Source organism: Parapedobacter soli (assembly GCF_025460835.1).
Taxonomy (GTDB): Bacteria; Bacteroidota; Bacteroidia; order Sphingobacteriales; family Sphingobacteriaceae; genus Parapedobacter; species Parapedobacter soli.
The window spans coordinates 1-17,726 of record NZ_JAMXAY010000002.1 but is presented as its reverse complement, the minus strand read 5'-3'; the positions used below and the strand labels follow the sequence as shown (position 1 = coordinate 17,726).

Genomic DNA, 17,726 nt, shown 5'->3' with positions numbered 1-17,726 from the left:
TGTCTGAAATTCATGCTAAACATATTTGTTTAATAAAAATAAAACTCCTATCTTTGTTTTACCAAAGAGAACCAGATTATAGCACAACATGAGTAAACAATCGGACTATCCATCAAAAACACATCGGCACTTCTGGAGCCTGTTAGCCAATGTAAAGTGTTCGCCTGAATAGGGCAACCCCGTTACCAAGACAAATCACCCGGCAATACCGGGAGCTTAGACCCGTAGTAGCGATTCGACATTGCTAAGGGGAGAGATATTTTTTAAAATTTTCAGACTCAAACCCGTTGTTTTATGGCGAAAACCAATTACCAAACCCGAAAAGACACCACCGAAGCATTCCACCGCTTCAAAGCCGGCGATGAGGCCGGACTGGCCTACTTTTACCGCATATATTACCCTCACTATGTCTATCGCGCCGAACGTTTTGTAAAAGACGATCTGGTGGCCAATATCATCGCCCAGGAAGCATTCCTCCGGCTTTGGCTCATGCGGGAAGTTATCCGAGACACGGACAATCTGCATGAGTTCCTCAGCCAGCAACTCCACGAAGCGGGCATGGCCTACTACCGCAAGAGTCTCAACCGTTTCCACCGCAGCATGCTGCGGCTGGATGGCATCGAGGATTTCCAAGAGTTTATGCTGGGTTACGAACTGGAGGACGAAGCCGAGGAGGATGCCGTATACCTCGAACAGCTGGAGGCGGAAAAACAACGGCAACTGGAGCAGGTCAACCGGCTATTGCCCAACCTGACCGACCAGCAGCAGCTATTTCTCCGGCTATGCCTGCGATACAGCTTTAACTACGACCGGATAGCCTACCACCTCGGCGGCATCTCGGATTACGAGGTTGCCCAGCGCGTGGAGCAATGCATTGCCCACCTGAGGGCTGCCCTCGCCGATACGACCAAGCTGGATAGCGCCACACGCACCAAACCGCTCATCGCCGAAGGCATGCTCACTGAAGAGCAGGCGCAGGTACTGGCTATGCGCTACGACCTGCAGTATTCCTTTGAGGAAATCGCCGCGGCGCTGCAACTCGACGACACACGGGTGAAGTCGCTGTTTGTGCAAGCTTATGCCGTCATTAATAAAAACAAAGCGAAACAATCGGCCTAAACCATGGAAAAGGAAACCATCATCCTCACACGGAAAATACAGGTATATGTGGACTGCGAAGACAAAGCGCAGAAAGACGCCCACTACAAGCAGCTGTATGAATGGCAGTTTCTGGCCTTTCAGGCCGCCAACCTCATTTTCACCAACCTGTATGTGCAGGATCGGGTAAAAGACCTGATTTATTTTACCGACGAGGTGAAGGTGAAGCTGGCCGACCGTGCCAAGGATGAAGACGGCATCCTCAATACCTCACGGATGAATACCACCTACCGCGTGCTGTCGAGCAAGCTGCTGGGTAAGATGCCGTCCGACATCTTTTCCAACCTGAACAATTCACTCACCAGTGTATACAATGCCGAGCGGACCGCGTACTGGAAGGGGGAGAAATCGCTACGCAACTACAAGCGCAATATTCCGCTGCCCTTTTCGGGCAAGTCGCTGAAATTCGTGGCCGACGAGAAACACCGCGAATTCCGGTTTACGTTATTCAAAATCCCGTTCAAGACCTACCTCGGCAAAGACAAAACGGATAAGCGGGTACTGATACAGCGCAACATCGCGGGTAAGTTGAAACTCTGCGCCAGTTCGCTGAAAATCGACAAGGGCAAGCTGTACCTGCTGGCGGCCTTTGAGATGGAGCGCGACGCGCATCAGCTGAAGGACTCGGTCATTGCCGAGGCATCGCTCTCCATCGAGCACCCCATTGTGGTGAACGTGGGGAAGGCGCAGTTCCAGATCGGCAACAAGGAGGAATTCCTGCACCGGCGGCTGGCCATACAGGCTGCGCGGCACCGCCTGCAACGCGGGTCTACGTACAACCGATCCGGTAAGGGCCGCCAGCGTAAGCTGAAAAGCTTGGACGACTGGGATGCGAAAGAAAGGCAATATGTGGACAGCCGGCTGCACCTGTACAGCCGCCGGCTGATCGACCTGTGTATAAAGTCCGAAGCGGGGACCCTGCTATTGGTTAACCAGCAGCAAAAGGAGGAAGTAGCCAAGGAGGAGGAGTTCCTGCTCCGCAACTGGAGTTATTATGGGTTGAAGGAAAAGATTGCCTACAAGGCGAAGAAGGCCGGGATTAACGTGATTGAGGAGTAAGTGGCGAGTTGACTGATGACTGGTGGCTTACGACTAAGATAGTTCTTTGAAAATTTTGAGGCTGCTTGTACAGCCGTAGGGTGAGGCCGGATTGGCACTCACTGAATACTTTTTTATTTGCCACAAGAGTCTGAGAGTTTGAAAATGGGTATATACGATGGTCAACTTGCGGTTGTGATTAATGTGTACAATGCGGAGCCACGAGCAAAAAAGCATATACAATCGTCAGTCTTTTCGGGGACAATGATTGAATTTGGTATAGGCAACGGTTCTATCGTAAATCGGAGCATACAGAAACTGGCCCAGGTAGTGTTCTTATTCCTTGCTCCTTTCATCATTACTCAGGGCAAGCAGGGATCGATCTTGAAAGGTATATTATTTTGAGACAACAGACGCCAGACACTAGACATCAGAAAAAGCTCGGTGTGGGTAACCCCTTTTGAAAAGTGGCGGCAACCCTTTGTCCTTGCTCCTTTCATCATTGTTCAGGGCAAGCGGGCATCAATTTTGGAAGGTATATATAACTGATGAACGATGTTTTCTCGAACCCGAATAGGTATTACCTACTCCATTTTGAAAGGCATATACAACGATTGAACTTTGTCTTTGCAGTAATTTTTAGTGTTACTAACCCCATTTTGAAAGATATATTATTTTGAGACATCAGACGCTAGACACTAGACATCAGAAAAAGCTCAATGCGGATAATCCGATTTAAATGGCGACATGCAAATCCTTAATCTTTGCTCCTTTCATCATTATTCGGGGCAGAGGGGGATAGTTTGAAAGGTATATGCAACTCCTTAATCTTTCGGGTTCTTTGCAATATTGGTGTCACTAACCCCATTTTGAAAGGTATATTATTTTGATACATCAGACGCTAGACACTAGACATCAGAAAAAGCTCAATGAGGATAATCCGATTTAAATGGCAACATGCAAATCCTTAATCTTTGCTCTTTTCATCATTGTTCAGGGCAAGCGGGCATCAATTTTGAAAGGTATATACAACAGCATAGGCTAATAAAAAAGCCCCGCTTCAGATGTCGCTAACCCCATTTTGGAAAGTGTATACAGCGGGATTCAGGTCTATTTGCGGTACTGTCCTTGTTCTTTGCTCTTTTCATCATTGCTCAGGGCAAGAGGAAGTCATTTTGAAATGTATCGTGCAAATCCTTAATCTTTGTTCCTTTCATCATTACTTAGGGCGAGCCAGCGACAAAATCTGAAAGATATATGCAACGTCAGAACATCGCTCATAAAACCCAACGACGGTGTGGGTAACCCCATTTTGAAAGGTATGTGCAACAGCATTGTTTTCACCTGATGAACGTAGGTGGTGTGGGTAACCCCATTTTGAAAGGTATGTGCAACTATCACCAATAGCTGGCTTCATCACCGAACGGTGTGGGTAACCCCATTTTGAAAGGTATGTGCAACAGTCATTATCATGATGGCCAGTTGGGACAAGGTGTGGGTAACCCCATTTTGAAAGGTATGTGCAACAGAAGTTTACTGTATTCCGAGATACCAAAAGGTGTTACAGACCTCGAACTGGCACAGGTCTTATGCGATGTGCTTGCGCGAAGGGTTGACTTACGCCTTTCTAAATGCGTAGTCTTTATTCTTTGTTCCTTTCATCATTAATCGAGGTATGGAGGGAATCAATTTGAAAAGTATATCCAATGGCTGGGTGTCTATTAACCATCACGTTTCGCTATTGTCGGCCCATTTGAACGGTGGTCGTAATCCTTAATCTTTGTTCCTTTCATCATCAATCGGGGCAAGAGGGAATCAAATTGAAAGGTATATGCAACAAGAATGTTTTTTTAGGGATGTCCGTGATGTGTGTTACTAACCACTTTTTGAAGGTATGCGAACATAAAATCTTCTAGAAACCGATCGGTGGATGATTGTTAAACTAGCGGTATCATCAAAAACATTTGATTATTACTAAGGAAGTTGTAATGAAAACGATAGCTATTAATGTACCACCAAATTTGGCCGATGCATTTGAAAAAGCTGATATCGAGCGGAAGAGGACCGCTGAGCTTTATATCAACGCTTGGCTTGTCGATTTCTTAGGCCAGCCGGCCAATGAACGGCTATTTGAGATCATAAACAAGGCAACTGCCGAAGCGAAAGCTAAGGGCTTCAACGAAACCGAATTACAGGAACTCCTAAAATCGGATGAATAAGTTTTTTGTGTTTGACACCAATACGCTGATCGACAAGGATTTGCTAGTTATGAATCCGTTTCGACAAATCCCAATCTTAAACGCGTCTGACTTCTTATTACTTTAGAGGCTGCTTGTACAGCCGTAGGGTGAGGTCGGGTTGACACTCACTAAATACTTTTATTTTACAACCGATACTATATAACCGAGCCTCGTTCGCGAAATCAAATTAAGTGCTTACATACCCCATTTGAAAGGTGTTCGCAATTCCTTTGTCTTTGCTCCTTGCGTCCTTGCTCCTATGTATTACGTAAACTCAAAAAAATCAGCAATCGACACGTCAAGCGCCTCGGCCAGGACGTAACCCATTACCCCTCTTCGCATGTTGGAGAACCCCGGCACACCACTATTGAAATAAGGAGTTTCTCTTACCTCAAATCCTACCTTCCATTAACCTTCCTTCGGGCCCTACCCCCTGGTGTCCCGCATATGCCTTGGTAAACGGCCTCGCCAGAGGCATTTCAACGAAGGTTAAGCGGCCATATAATGGGAGAAAGGCATATTTGGACGGACAACAGATAGGGAATGGGTCAGGGCGGGGTAGCGTTTGAGTCAGCTAGGGGTCGGCTTCGGAGGTAAGTTTGCTCTCTATGCTGCCTTGCACTACGCTTCGACAGGCGGAACCAATAGGAGTCCAAACCAAATCCAGTAGAAGTCCAATACAAGTCCAGTTGAAGTCCAAGCCAAGCTCCGAAGCCATACCGAAGCCATCCAGAAGCCAATCCCGCAAGAAAGTGGAGCGAGGAGTGTACAGGCGACATAGCATCGTGGTACGCCTTGGGTACTGGGCAGATTTGGTAAGGATAAGAAAACCACCGGTACACGACCGAGAATCGGTCGAAGACCAAAGTGCTTATACCTTAATATAAATCCCCTTCCTATCCAATACGTAGCAAATACACCAACAAAGCGCAAGAAATGCCAACGCATAACAAAACGACCCAACTTCCGGTGGCCCCGGCACATGCGCGCACACCTCGGTATAAAACCAACGAAGCGGCGTGGTATACTGCGCTCCGCCTGATTCATCAACTCCCATTGGGATACGGATTAACCCCAGCAAGCGTGGCAGTGCACCGCTAAGTACAAAAATGAACAGCGGATTCTTACCAAAAACATCAAAGAAGCGTGTGAGGCCGTTCCGTACACCCAGCACCTCTAAAAACCAGATAACAACGCCGATGGTAAACAACGCGAGGCCACTGGTATAAAGCACGTAAGAACTCGTCCATATTTTCTTATTGATGGGGAACTCCAACCCCCAGAACAGACCCAGCAACGACAGGAGCGCTGCCACCACGAACAAGCCCGACATCATTTTATAGAGCGGTTCGGCCGGTGCCTGCAGCCGCGGCCACAGCCAGCTTACCTGACCCTGCGCCCGGATATACTGCCCCGTGAGGTAGCCAACCACTACCTGCACAATAGCGGGCAAGGTACTCATCAGCCCTTCCGGATCAAACGGGACACCCTCTCCGCGATACAGGTGCGCCGTTCCCAGCACCGCCTTATCTACGGCGGTTCCAAACCAACCTTCCAAACTATACGGATCAGTACCGCCAAATACCGCGCAAAGCACCCAATAGCCTAATAGCAATACCGCCGAAATGGTGATAACCCACCTTTCCTTAAGGTAATAAACGATGATGGATGCGAAGCAGTAAGCCAGCGCGATACGCTGCAGCACTCCGAAAATTCGGATACCCCGCTCCGGATCATCAGGATCAACCCAATGTTTAAACACCAGGGCATCCCCTTCCCAACGCACGAAAGGCCACCAATTGAGCAACAGTCCGATACCGAAAATCAATGCCGTACGTTTCAGCACTTTCCGCCAAAATGCGGAGTCGCCAGCTTCCCTTAGGCGCGGGATCACAAATGCCATCGCGTTGCCCACAGCAAACAGAAAAAACGGGAACACCAGGTCCGTGGGCGTAAGCCCATGCCACTCCGCGTGGCCCAGTGGTGAAAAAAGATGCGCCCAGCTCCCCGGATTGTTTACTAAAATCATCAGCGCTACCGTAGCCCCACGGAACACATCAAGCGAATAATAACGTTTTTTCATAGTTGACAATGCATAATTTCAGCGTTCAAATCTGCCCCACGAACAACCGTGCCTTGTACGATAACCGCACCCTCCCCTCCCGTTGGTGCGCCTTAAACAACGCTTCCAACGCTGCTGTCATCTCAGGCAACACAGGCGACAGCTCATCCGGAAGGAACGAATAAGATAGCGTACGGCCAAGCAGTTGCTCATAAGTCAGCGAATCCACGTGGCCGAAAACACGATATTTCGGTACCGATGGTGCGAAAAAGGAACGGACATCCGCCGTATCCATCTTGCGTTGGCTCACTTGGAGGTAGTCCGTCGCGTAACTTCGGATAAACAACTCATAACCAGACTCAAAAGCACTGCGTGTATTCCGCAGGTTCCAAACGACAGCTACATGGGCCGAACTACGCGATGTCCGTTCGAATTCTGCTTTTGTCTTAGCCAAATCGAACCAATGGAAAGCTTGGGCGGAGACAAAAAGGTCGACCGAGCGGTCTGGCAACCCCGTGGCCTCGGCAGTTCCATCCAAGAATACACACCGTCCGCAGGCGCTCAACCGCCTACGTGCCATGCTGCGCATATAGGGATTGGGCTCTATCACATACACCCGGCTACCCCACGAAGCGATCTGCTCTGTGAATATGCCCGTGCCCGCCGCAATGTCGGCGATAACCAAACCGGGGGTAATGGGTACGGTTTCATGGAGGAATGAGAGGAGTGCCTGCGGGTAATCCGGCCGAAACCTATCATAGTTTCCAGCCCGTTGTGAAAACCGCTGTATACTGTCCTGATACCTCATAAGCAATCCGATTCCGAATTGAATAGCCTTGATTTGGTTATAAATTATATTAAGGGGAGTAAAAATAGGTAAATCGTACGAGAAAATGACCGGCAAACACCCGTGGTTACAATCACACAATCAATATAAAAATTAATTGTACTGATTATAAGCACTATACAACATCTTAATGTTTTTTTTTAATAAGTTTTAAAAAAGAAGGTTTGCTTTTTATTAAGTTTGCATTAACAATTACATTATAAGCAGTTACAAGCACAGTGAAACTTCGCCAAGATCAATTAAAAAAAGCCGTTTTCAAACTGCTTTACTATCACGGGGCACTTTCCGTAGCTGAGTTGAGCATGTACACCAATAAAAGTGTACCCAATATTACCAGCATCATCAGCGGATTGCTCAAAGATGGGTATGCAGTGGAACATGGCCTTGCCCCATCTACCGGGGGGCGGCGTGCGGTCACGTATCGGCTCAATAAAAAAGTCAAAGCCTATTTTATTGCTGTAGCGATGGACCAATTCATCACACGGATCGTTGTTTATAACTTGGCGAACGAAGCGGTACACCCGGAAACGGCTTTTTCTTTACCGTTACAGGATAATGCAGCGGCTTTCCAACAATTATGTGTGGCGATTGACCGGTATGCCTCTTCGGCAAACATAAAGCGCGAGCACATTGTGGGCGTAGGCGTTGCGATGCCCGGATTCATTGATGTGGAGAAAGGAATAAACGCTTCATTTCTAAATGATGAGCACCACCTCGGCCTGCGCGACCGCTTGACACAGCGGCTGGGCTTACCGGTATATATAGAAAATGATTCCAGTGCAATCGCCATGGCGGAGCTACACTTCGGGGCCGCAAAAGGTATGCGGGATGTCATGGTTGTTAATATGGGCTGGGGAATAGGATTGGGCATGATCGTAAACGGAAGCCTGTTCAGGGGTCATAATGGTTATGCGGGCGAATTTAGCCACATCCCCCTCTCGCATAGCAATAAACTTTGTTCCTGCGGCAAGCGCGGCTGCATGGAAGTAGACGCATCATTGCTCGTTGCCGTCGAAAACGCTAAGCGAGCGATAGCCGAAGGCACCACTTCAAGCCTTCAACGGCTTTTTGCCACACCTACCAAATCGGAAGGCGACCATCTGATTGATGCGGCACGCAAAGGCGACCAGCTGGCCATCTCAGCGATCTCCGATGCGGCCTTCATGATGGGCAAAGGTATCGCTACCCTCATCCATATCATGAATCCCGAGCGCATTGTTTTAAGTGGCAGAGGCGCAGCCATCGGCAAGTTACTCCTTCCCCCGGTGCAGCGCGCGATTAACGAATTCTGTATCCCAAAGCTGGTAGAACACACAACCGTGGTGGTCTCTGACCTAGGGTATGAAGCTGAGTTACTAGGGGCTGCAAGCCTAATTATCGAAAATAGCAAACCGCATCAATTAATGAAAACAAGCTTGCAGAAGGAGCCGAAGGCCGTAACAAGTTAAAACGATATTGCTAACAGAGTAAACCTTAAGAATGATACAATAACCCTTTTTTTAACCAACTAAATGACACAGAACATGAGAATTTTGTACAAAAAGTTATGCATGGCAATCATCGTCCTATCAAGTATGCTGATTGCCGCCCATGCACAGCAAACCGTTACTGGAGTGGTAACGGATGTAAATGGTCCCGTACCCGGGGTAACCGTCGCCATACAGGGCACCACCCGGGGAACACAAACTGACACGGATGGACGTTATTCCATCCAAGCTACTCAAGGGGAAATCATCGTTTTCTCCATTATCGGGTATGTACGCCAAACCATCACGGTTGGAGGCTCTTCCACCATCAACGTGACACTTCAAGAAGATGCCAGCCAACTGGATGAAGTTGTTGTTACAGCATTGGGCGTACAGCGCGCACCCAAAGAACTTGGATATGCCATGAGTATTGTTGAAGCCGAAGAGCTTACCAAGACGGGTAGCCCGAATTTTGCCGGTGCATTATACGGCAAAGCACCGGGCGTACGAATATCTGCGGCTCCAGGTGGGGCTACATCAGCTGTCAACATCAACATTCGCGGCACAAATTCCATCACGGGCAATTCACAGCCTTTGGTTATCATTGACGGCGTGCCCATCCGGCAGTCATCGTTCAACAATTCCGATTATTGGGGCGACCAGCGTGCACGCGGCAACGGTCTTGAAGACTTAAACCCTGAAGATATCGAATCCATCAGTGTATTAAAAGGAGCCTCTGCCGCAGCGCTTTATGGATCAGAAGCAATGAACGGCGTTGTGCTGGTAACGACCAAGTCCGGCAAGGGTGGCAAGCAGTTCTCCATTGACTTCAACGCAACATACACCAATGATAAAATTGCTTACCTGCCTCGTTTCCAAGATGTAAGAGGTGCCGGATACGACCCTTCATACGCCGACATCGGACAATCGGACGATATGTTTTTCTATTACGACTTAGATGGTGACGGCATCACTGAAACGAGGGCTCCGGCCAATACCAGCCTGAATTTCGGCCCTAAATTCGATGGCGAGCCCATTCTCTCTTGGGATGGTCAAATAAGGCCATATGAAGCACAAAATGCATATAGCAAGTTTTTCAACAACCCCAACAATACGATCCTGAATGTTGCGCTGAGCCACGCATCCGATAATTCCAATACGCGTTTTTCTGTGACACGCCAAGATAACCAGATGACGTCGCTTGACTCATACAATAAACGGAATATTGCCAATTTCAACAGCACATTCCAGTTGGGAGAAAAGTTCACGACAGACGTGATGGTTAACTTCGTGAATCAGCACACGTACAATCGCCCGTTTTTGACAGACAGGCTTATCAACAACTTTACGGGGATGATTTCTACATTTGACAATCCCGAATGGTATATCAACAAGTATCAAACAAGCCTCGGCTACCGGTTCGTTACCGGAACTGACCAGAGTTTAACCCCCGAAGAAAATATCATTTATAATGGTTACCGGGGTGATGTACTTGATTATATGTGGCATGTGAAGGCTAAACAATACAACGAATTTTCCAATCGTCTTATAGGCTCATTCACCAATACATGGCAAATCACATCCGACTTATCGGTACGTGGCCGTTTCTCGGCAGACCTTACCGCAATGAAAACGGATGACAAGGAACCGAACAGAATCCCGTTGGCGTATGGCAATAGTGGCTATTTCGGCCTAGGCCAGATGAACGGCAGCGTGTACTATGCGGACCTGCTCGCCACATACGAAAAACAGATTACTCCAGATCTGAAAATGGGTGCCATGGCGGGCTATACAGCTACGAAAAACGAGGAAGCCTACTCCCAACGGGAAACCAACGGCGGCCTTAGTGTACGCGATTGGTTCGACTTGAACGCTTCAGTAAACTTAACATCGTTCAACTCTCGTTATAACTATCGCCGCAATATGCTCCGCGACGCCGTCTTCGGCATGCTCCGCGCCAATGTGAAGGATTTCTGGTTTGTGGAAGGTACCGTGCGGCGCGAGCGCATCTCGACGATGCACCCGGATAACAACGTAGTGGTATACCCTTCCGTCAACTCCAGCTTAATCCTGTCTGATGCATTTACGCTCCCTTCGGCCTTCGACCAAGTCAAGGTACGGGGATCCTGGGGTATTGTGGGTAATTACCCAACGATTTATCAAAGTGCTTTGAGCTATTCACAAAGTACACTCGGTAACCAGGGCACCGGCACTGCCGTGCTTTATACCAATGTGCCTACCTCTTCCTTTGGCAATGAGACCATAAAACCGGAAACCAAACGAGAAGTCGAATTTGGGTTAGAGGCACGTTTGCTTAATTATCGCTTGGGCCTTGAAATCAACTATTACAACGGGCAAATCAAGGATCAAATCCTCAACTATACCCTGCCCATCTCTACCGGAGCTTCGTCTATCCTGGCCAATGTGGGCACGCTACGTAACAAAGGCTGGGAGTTCGTGATTAATGGCACACCCGTAAGCACCAGCGACTTCCAATGGAACTCGATCTTGAACTTCGCCATGAACCGCAATATCGTTGAAGAATTACCCGGCGGGGCAAGCGAGTTACTCCATCGGGACTATGACGGCGCCGCAGCACAATTGATATCAAAAGTGGGTGAGCCTATGGGGGATATCATGGTTCACCCCGTTGCAACCGACGAACAGGGCAGGAAAATTGTGATGGACAACGGGCTCTATCAATTAGATGCGGATTCTTGGATTAAAGCCGGGAATGCGATGCCGAAAGTAGTTGGTGGTTTTATCAACACATTCACATACAAGAACCTCACATTGGACGCGTTAATCGACTTCCGATGGGGTGGCCATGTGATGCCGACCGGCATAAACTGGATGACCAGCCGCGGTTTAACCGAAGAAAGCCTTAATTATATGGATGAGGCCCACGGCGGCATCAGTTATTATGTCGATGCTAACGGTAAAGGTGTCGCTTTCACGGGCACCTCCGGTCCGAATGGCGAAAAAGTCTTTCACGACGGCATGTTGATGGATGGTGTACTATCCGACGGCACTACCAATACAAATATCATATCACAAGTGTCGTATTATGCGAACACCTATAACTGGGGGGGACCACAGTATTCGTATTCTCGCTACGAACTATATGTACAAAAAAATAACTACATCAAAATGCGTGAACTGTCGTTAGGGTATCGTTTGCCTAGGTCGATAGCTGCAAAATTAGGAGCCGAAAATCTGCAATTGTCTATATTCGGACGGAACCTCTTTTTCCTTTATCGCTCTATAAAGGATCTCGACCCAGAACAGATGACCGGCGGATCAAATTGGATTAACCAGGTTTCCAATGCAGGCACGAGCCCCGCTACCCGAACATTTGGTGCCATGTTACGCGCAAGTTTCTAAGAAATAGCAAAAAGAGACCTACATGATTGGACTCATTCATGCAAGTCTCATAGCTCACATAGAAAAAACAATAAAATGAAAAAGTATCTTATCATATTAGGACTATTCACAGTCTCTTCTATTATCATTACGTCGTGTAAAAAATCCTCCTTTGATGAGTTTTATCGCGACCCCTCGAAAGTAACGGAAGTTACCATAGACAAACAATTTGCCGGAATGCTCTATTCCTATCGCGAACTTGTTGTCCCCAGTTATTGGAATTATTTCGTCATCCTGCGCACAACCGCTATTCGTTACGTCCAGGCTACTGGCTGGGTAAATGAAGCGAACCAACTCTCGCCAGGTGCTGCGGCAATTTCCGACCGATGGGGAACCTATTATAGTGGTCTAGCGCAATTCAGGGAACTCGAGAACGTGTATAATAATGCCCCCGTGGAAGAACAGCAAGAAAAACGTATTTTTTACTTAGCTGCCAAGATTTTCTTCTACGACCAAACCCAGCAGATTATCGACCTCCACGGTGATATCCCCTGGACGGAGGCGGGCACATTGAATGCAAACGGTGGAGACTACACGGTTTCCTACCCTGCATACGACAGTGCAGAAGACATCTATAACACGATGTTGGATGACCTGAAAGCAATCAGCACGGAGCTGAATTCGTTAACCATCCCTTCCACTATCCAAAACAGCTTCTCAACCCAAGACCTTATCAACAATGGAGACTTGGATTCGTGGAAAAAATATTGTAACTCATTAAGGTTACGCATGCTGACCCGGGTATCTGACGCTTCCTCCTTTTCTGCTCGTGCGCAACAGGAACTAGCAGATATCGTCAACAACCCGTCTGCGAATCCGTTGGTTTTAACGAATGAAGACAATATCCAAATCGATATATTCAGCCATGAAACAGGTATTAACTCCAACGGACTGCGCGACGGTATAGAAAGCTGGAATGCCAACATCGCAGGTAAAGTGATGATTGACCACATGTTAACCAATGAGGACCCTAGGCTTCCGTTTATTTTCGAGCCGGGAGCTGAAGCTGAAGGTGAATTTGAAGGGCTCGATCAATCACTAACAAATACGGTGCAGTCCGCGTTGATTAATGATGGTGTAATTTCCATCTATAACCGGTCTACGTATTCTAGGAATCAATACTTCCCGGGCATTATCATCACGGCTTCAGAGGTCAATTTCCTCCTATCGGAATACTATGCTAGGAATGGGAATACCACGAACGCAAAGAACACGTTTGAAACAGGCATCAAAGAGTCCATCCAACTTGTCCAAGACATCAGAGCGGTTAGTAACGACAACACAACTGCTGCTGCCGATGCGCCTACCACAGCTGCGATAAACGCCTATATCTCCAACATTGGGTGGGGCACAGACATCATCCAACTCATTGCCACTCAAAAATGGTTGCATTTTAACATCATACAGCCCCTCGAATCATGGGCGGAGAATAGACGTTTGGACTTTCCAACTTTTGAATTCCGGGTAGACGCTTCTGACATGCAGAAAACAGTACCTGTAAAATGGAATCTGCCTACGTCTGAACCTACCTATAACGGTGCGAATTACCAAGCTGTCCAAGCAAATGATAACGTAAACACGAAACTCTTCTGGGACGTTAATTGATACTTGCCCAAACATGCGATTAGAAAAGCCACTCCGCCAGTGGGTGGCTTTTCTTTTTACAGCACGGAGTCAACAAACTCAATTATATCATAGATGAAAACGAACACCGCCATCCGATTGATTTTTGCAGCCATCATGGCCTCGGCATGGGTAGGCTGCCAAAATACAGGCAATAAATCTAAAAAACCCAAGATTGCCATTGCCGGGCTCGCCATCGAATCGAGCACCTTCTCACCAGCCACTACCGATGCGGCGGCCTTCCACCCCAGGAGGGGCGCTGAAATATTTGACTATTATCCGTTTTTCCACGAAGGCTCCGCACTCCGCGATGCCGCCGAATGGGTGCCCACACTTACCGGAAAAGCAATCCCCGGTGGCGCTGTTACCCCTGAAGCATACGAGGCATTGGTAAGCGAGATGCTGGACTCGCTAAAGAGGCATACACCGTATGACGGCCTGTTTCTTGATATTCATGGCGCCATGAGCGTCGTCGGCCTCGACGATGCCGAGGGCAATCTCATCACACGGATACGCGAAGTGGTGGGACCCCAAACGGTTATTTCGACCAGTATGGATTTACACGGTCATGTCACGGAACCACTTGCTGCATACTCGGACCTGATTACCTGCTACCGCCTGGCACCTCATGAAGATGCCATGGAGACCAAACAACGGGCCGCGCAAAACCTGGTGGATAGGTTGATAGCGGGTACCGGAAAACCTGCCTACAAGGCATGGGTCCCCATCCCTATCCTTCTGCCCGGCGAACAGACCAGCACGCGTATTGAACCCGGGAAAAGCCTCTATGCTGCCGTAGAACCGGCTGCTGCGCAGGAAGGTGTGGTAGATGCCGCCATTTGGATGGGATATCCGTGGGCCGATGAACCGCGCAACCACGGATATGTCATGGCTGTCGGCGATGATAGTATCAAAGTCAAAGAAACGGCCGAAGAACTGGCTGAAAAATTCTGGCAGTCACGCCACGACTTCGACTTCGTGGCACCTACGACGACCTTGGAAAACGCTTTGGATATGGCCACAAATAGCGACAAAAAACCCTTTATCATCAGCGACATGGGCGACAACCCTACGGCGGGCGGTGCGGGGGACGTAACCAAAACACTGATGGACGTACTTGCGCACAAGGCGTTTAAAGCAGCAGATGGGCCCACCTTTATCTATGCGTCACTTCCGGGGCCCGACCTGATAGAAAAAGCTTTGCAGGCCGGCGTAGGAAACCCCGTGGACGGGATGGTGGGCGCTCTCGTAGATAACCGATTTGCACCCCCGTTGCGGCTGAAAGGCATCGTACATGCTATCAAATCGGGCGATCGCGATGCCGAAGTGGAAGTCGTCGTAAAAATCGATAACAACTATATTATCGTCACCAAAAAACGTAAGCCTTATCACTATGAAAAAGATTTTACGGACCTCGACCTCACCCCTCGGGAAGCCGATATCCTAATGGTGAAAATCGGCTACCTCGTACCTGAACTTTACGACATGCGCGGCGACTGGGTCATGGCACTTACTGTCGGCGGTGTAGACCAGAATTTGATAGGACTGCCCTATAAACGCATAAACCGTCCCATGTATCCGTTTGACAAAGACATGGCAGATCCTGATTTATCTGCACGATTTATCCCCCTATCGCATAAATATAGGCCGGAAAAATAAATTACTGGATAAACTGTCTACCTCAGCATGCTAAATAGAATTAGCAAAACAAAAAGACTGAAATATGCCGATGATGCTTCAAACCAGTTGGTTCAAATGACAAGTCATAAAATGAAAAAATAAACATTTTAACATTTTTTAACTATGAGAAATTGAATTTTAATTATATGTTTGCAGCAGTGGCAGGCCGTAGATGGAATGATTTAGCATCTGCAAAAGCTACTGTTTTTATAAAGTAAAGATACATATCGGCCATCAGGCCACCAAAGATTTTGGTTTGTTTTAATAGGTAGGAAGAAGCTGGTTGCCGCCCGGTAACCGGCTCTTCCATTTTTTGGGCTAACCTGAAACTAAATAGCCTTTGTTTTTTTCGCTAACCACAATTGCTCCTCCGCCGTAAGATAAGGTTCCAAGCGGCGATAAACCATTTCATGGTATGCATTCAACCATGTTACATGCTTCGTATCGAGCAGGGATCTATCCACCAACTGCGTATCGATATAGCAGATAGTCAGTGTTTCAAACGCCACAAAGGATCCGAACGACGTGTCGGCATGGCCGACACTCAGTACCAGGTTCTCGATACGGATACCATAAACACCCTCACGGTATAAACCTGGCTCAATGGACGTCACCATCCCTAGCTCCACCGGCACATCCACAGCCGCCCCGTTGAATGTATGCGGCCCTTCATGCACATTGAGGAAAAAGCCCACGCCATGGCCCGTGCCGTGGCCGTAATTGCGCAACTCATCCCAAAGAGGTTTCCGCGTGATAGCATCAATCTGATAGCCCCGGGTTCCACGGGGGAAAACCGCAGTGCACCCCTCAATCATCGCTTTGAGCACAAGCGTGTAGTCTACCCGTTCCTCAGCAGTGCAATTACCCAACGATACCACGCGGGTAATATCGGTCGTACCGGTTCGGTACTGTCCTCCTGAATCAATCAACAACAAACCATTAGGTTGCAATTCGCTGTCGCTGGCAGTGGTGGCTTTATAATGCGGCAGTGCACCATGGGCGCGGTATCCGGCAATGGTATCGAAGCTTTCGCCTACGAAACCACTCTGCTCGGATCGGAATTGCCTCAACCGTTCAGCAATAGATAGTTCCGTAACAGTTTCTTCCTTACCCATGGTCTCTTCCAACCATTTGAAAAAGCGTGTGAGTGCCACCCCGTCTTTCACCATTGTTTCGCGAATATGGGCTATCTCCACATCATTCTTCACCGCCTTGAAGCGTGTGGTGGGGTTACTCGACTCCCGCACATTGGGCAGCAATATGTCATACACATGGCTGCAGGTGCGCCTGGGGTCGAGCAGAAATGTCTTACCGGATAAACGCCGCAGGTAACCTTCTACCGCTGCATAATCGGCTATTTCAACTCCCCCTGCAAGAAGCTCAGCACGTTCCCTTGGCGATAGCTTTACCTGATCGACAAATAATATCGCATCAGCCGGCGTAACCAGCAGGAATGCCAATGCCACGGGGTTACAAACAACATCGCTACCCCTCATATTCAGTAACCAAGCGATATCGTCCAGCGACGAGATGAGGTGGGCATCGACATGGCTCTTCGTTATTTCCACACGCACCCTCGCAAGCTTAGAAGCAGTCGTTTCACCGGTGATGGTTTCTTCAAGTAAATATACCGGATTTTGGGGTAACGCGGGGCGACTATGCCAGATCGGAGTTAGCAGGTCTATATCGTTTATTACTTCTATCCCAGCAACAAGCAATCGTTGCTGAACTGCGGCAGCCAATGCAGCAGACATTAACCACCCATCGAAAGCCACAATAGTACCCCGGGGTAAGTTTTCCGCTAACCAGTCGGCATACTCTGCCGCATGTTGAACAGTTAACTCTACCAACTCATAGCCACTCCCCGCCAGCTGCTCGCGAGCTTGAACGAAATACCGGGAATCGGTCCAAAGACCGGCAAACGATTGGGTTATGGCTAAAGTACCGGCCGAACCCGTGAAACCCGATGCCCAAGCGATGCATTTATAACGATCTGGCAGATATTCACTGACATGCGGGTCAGATGAGGGGATCAAGTAGGCGTCGATGTGCTTTTCTTTCATCAGGCCGCGGATTGCAGCCAGCTTTTCTCCGTAGGTCATTTACTTTACTTTGATGGTGGCAAGTTACAAAATATCAAAAAATACGGTTCTATGACGATTTGTATGGCTAAATTAGCTGATCAACCA

At 48.3% G+C, this 17,726-nt stretch carries 11 protein-coding genes; 7 read left to right on the top strand and 4 right to left on the bottom strand.

Features of this window, described 5'->3' with window-relative positions; all coding sequences use genetic code 11:
- Positions 1-294: 294 nt before the first annotated feature.
- The 3 genes from NGM62_RS01210 to NGM62_RS01200 all read left to right on the top strand — a co-directional run bounded on the left by NGM62_RS01210 (position 295) and on the right by NGM62_RS01200 (position 4,415).
- On the top strand, positions 295-1,119 hold the full coding sequence (locus tag NGM62_RS01210) for a sigma factor-like helix-turn-helix DNA-binding protein (protein ID WP_262245352.1): 825 nt from the start codon (positions 295-297) through the stop codon (positions 1,117-1,119).
- 3 nt (positions 1,120-1,122) lie between these two features.
- Positions 1,123-2,217, top strand: a complete 1,095-nt coding sequence (locus tag NGM62_RS01205; RefSeq protein ID WP_262245350.1) for a hypothetical protein — start codon at positions 1,123-1,125, stop codon at positions 2,215-2,217.
- 1,967 nt (positions 2,218-4,184) lie between these two features.
- Positions 4,185-4,415, top strand: coding sequence for a hypothetical protein (locus tag NGM62_RS01200; RefSeq protein WP_262245348.1), 231 nt, complete (start codon positions 4,185-4,187; stop codon positions 4,413-4,415).
- 892 nt (positions 4,416-5,307) lie between these two features.
- Here NGM62_RS01200 and NGM62_RS01195 read toward each other — a convergent pair.
- Entirely contained in the window at positions 5,308-6,519 is a 1,212-nt protein-coding gene (locus NGM62_RS01195) for an acyltransferase family protein (RefSeq protein ID WP_262245346.1), read from the bottom strand.
- A 25-nt stretch (positions 6,520-6,544) separates the two neighbouring features.
- Entirely contained in the window at positions 6,545-7,306 is a 762-nt protein-coding gene (locus NGM62_RS01190; protein ID WP_262245344.1) for a class I SAM-dependent methyltransferase, read from the bottom strand.
- A gap of 341 nt (positions 7,307-7,647) precedes the next feature.
- Between NGM62_RS01190 and NGM62_RS01185 the strand changes: the two genes are divergently transcribed.
- From NGM62_RS01185 to NGM62_RS01170, 4 genes are all read left to right on the top strand, one after another.
- The gene (locus NGM62_RS01185) at positions 7,648-8,793 is read left to right on the top strand and encodes an ROK family protein (RefSeq protein ID WP_262245342.1); all 1,146 of its coding nucleotides are present in this window, start codon (positions 7,648-7,650) and stop codon (positions 8,791-8,793) included.
- 102 nt (positions 8,794-8,895) lie between these two features.
- Positions 8,896-12,195 (top strand): SusC/RagA family TonB-linked outer membrane protein, encoded by a 3,300-nt coding sequence (locus NGM62_RS01180; RefSeq protein WP_262245341.1) that lies wholly within the window; start codon positions 8,896-8,898, stop codon positions 12,193-12,195.
- A 75-nt stretch (positions 12,196-12,270) separates the two neighbouring features.
- Positions 12,271-13,839 (top strand): SusD/RagB family nutrient-binding outer membrane lipoprotein, encoded by a 1,569-nt coding sequence (locus NGM62_RS01175; RefSeq protein WP_262245340.1) that lies wholly within the window; start codon positions 12,271-12,273, stop codon positions 13,837-13,839.
- Between the two features lie 93 nt (positions 13,840-13,932).
- The gene (locus NGM62_RS01170; RefSeq protein WP_262245338.1) at positions 13,933-15,516 is read left to right on the top strand and encodes a M81 family metallopeptidase; all 1,584 of its coding nucleotides are present in this window, start codon (positions 13,933-13,935) and stop codon (positions 15,514-15,516) included.
- 163 nt (positions 15,517-15,679) lie between these two features.
- On the opposite strand, the gene NGM62_RS01165 is transcribed toward NGM62_RS01170, so the two are convergent.
- Positions 15,680-15,847 (bottom strand): hypothetical protein, encoded by a 168-nt coding sequence (locus NGM62_RS01165; RefSeq protein ID WP_262245336.1) that lies wholly within the window; start codon positions 15,845-15,847, stop codon positions 15,680-15,682.
- 19 nt (positions 15,848-15,866) lie between these two features.
- The gene (locus NGM62_RS01160; RefSeq protein WP_262245334.1) at positions 15,867-17,639 is read right to left on the bottom strand and encodes an aminopeptidase P family protein; all 1,773 of its coding nucleotides are present in this window, start codon (positions 17,637-17,639) and stop codon (positions 15,867-15,869) included.
- Positions 17,640-17,726 lie beyond the last annotated feature (87 nt).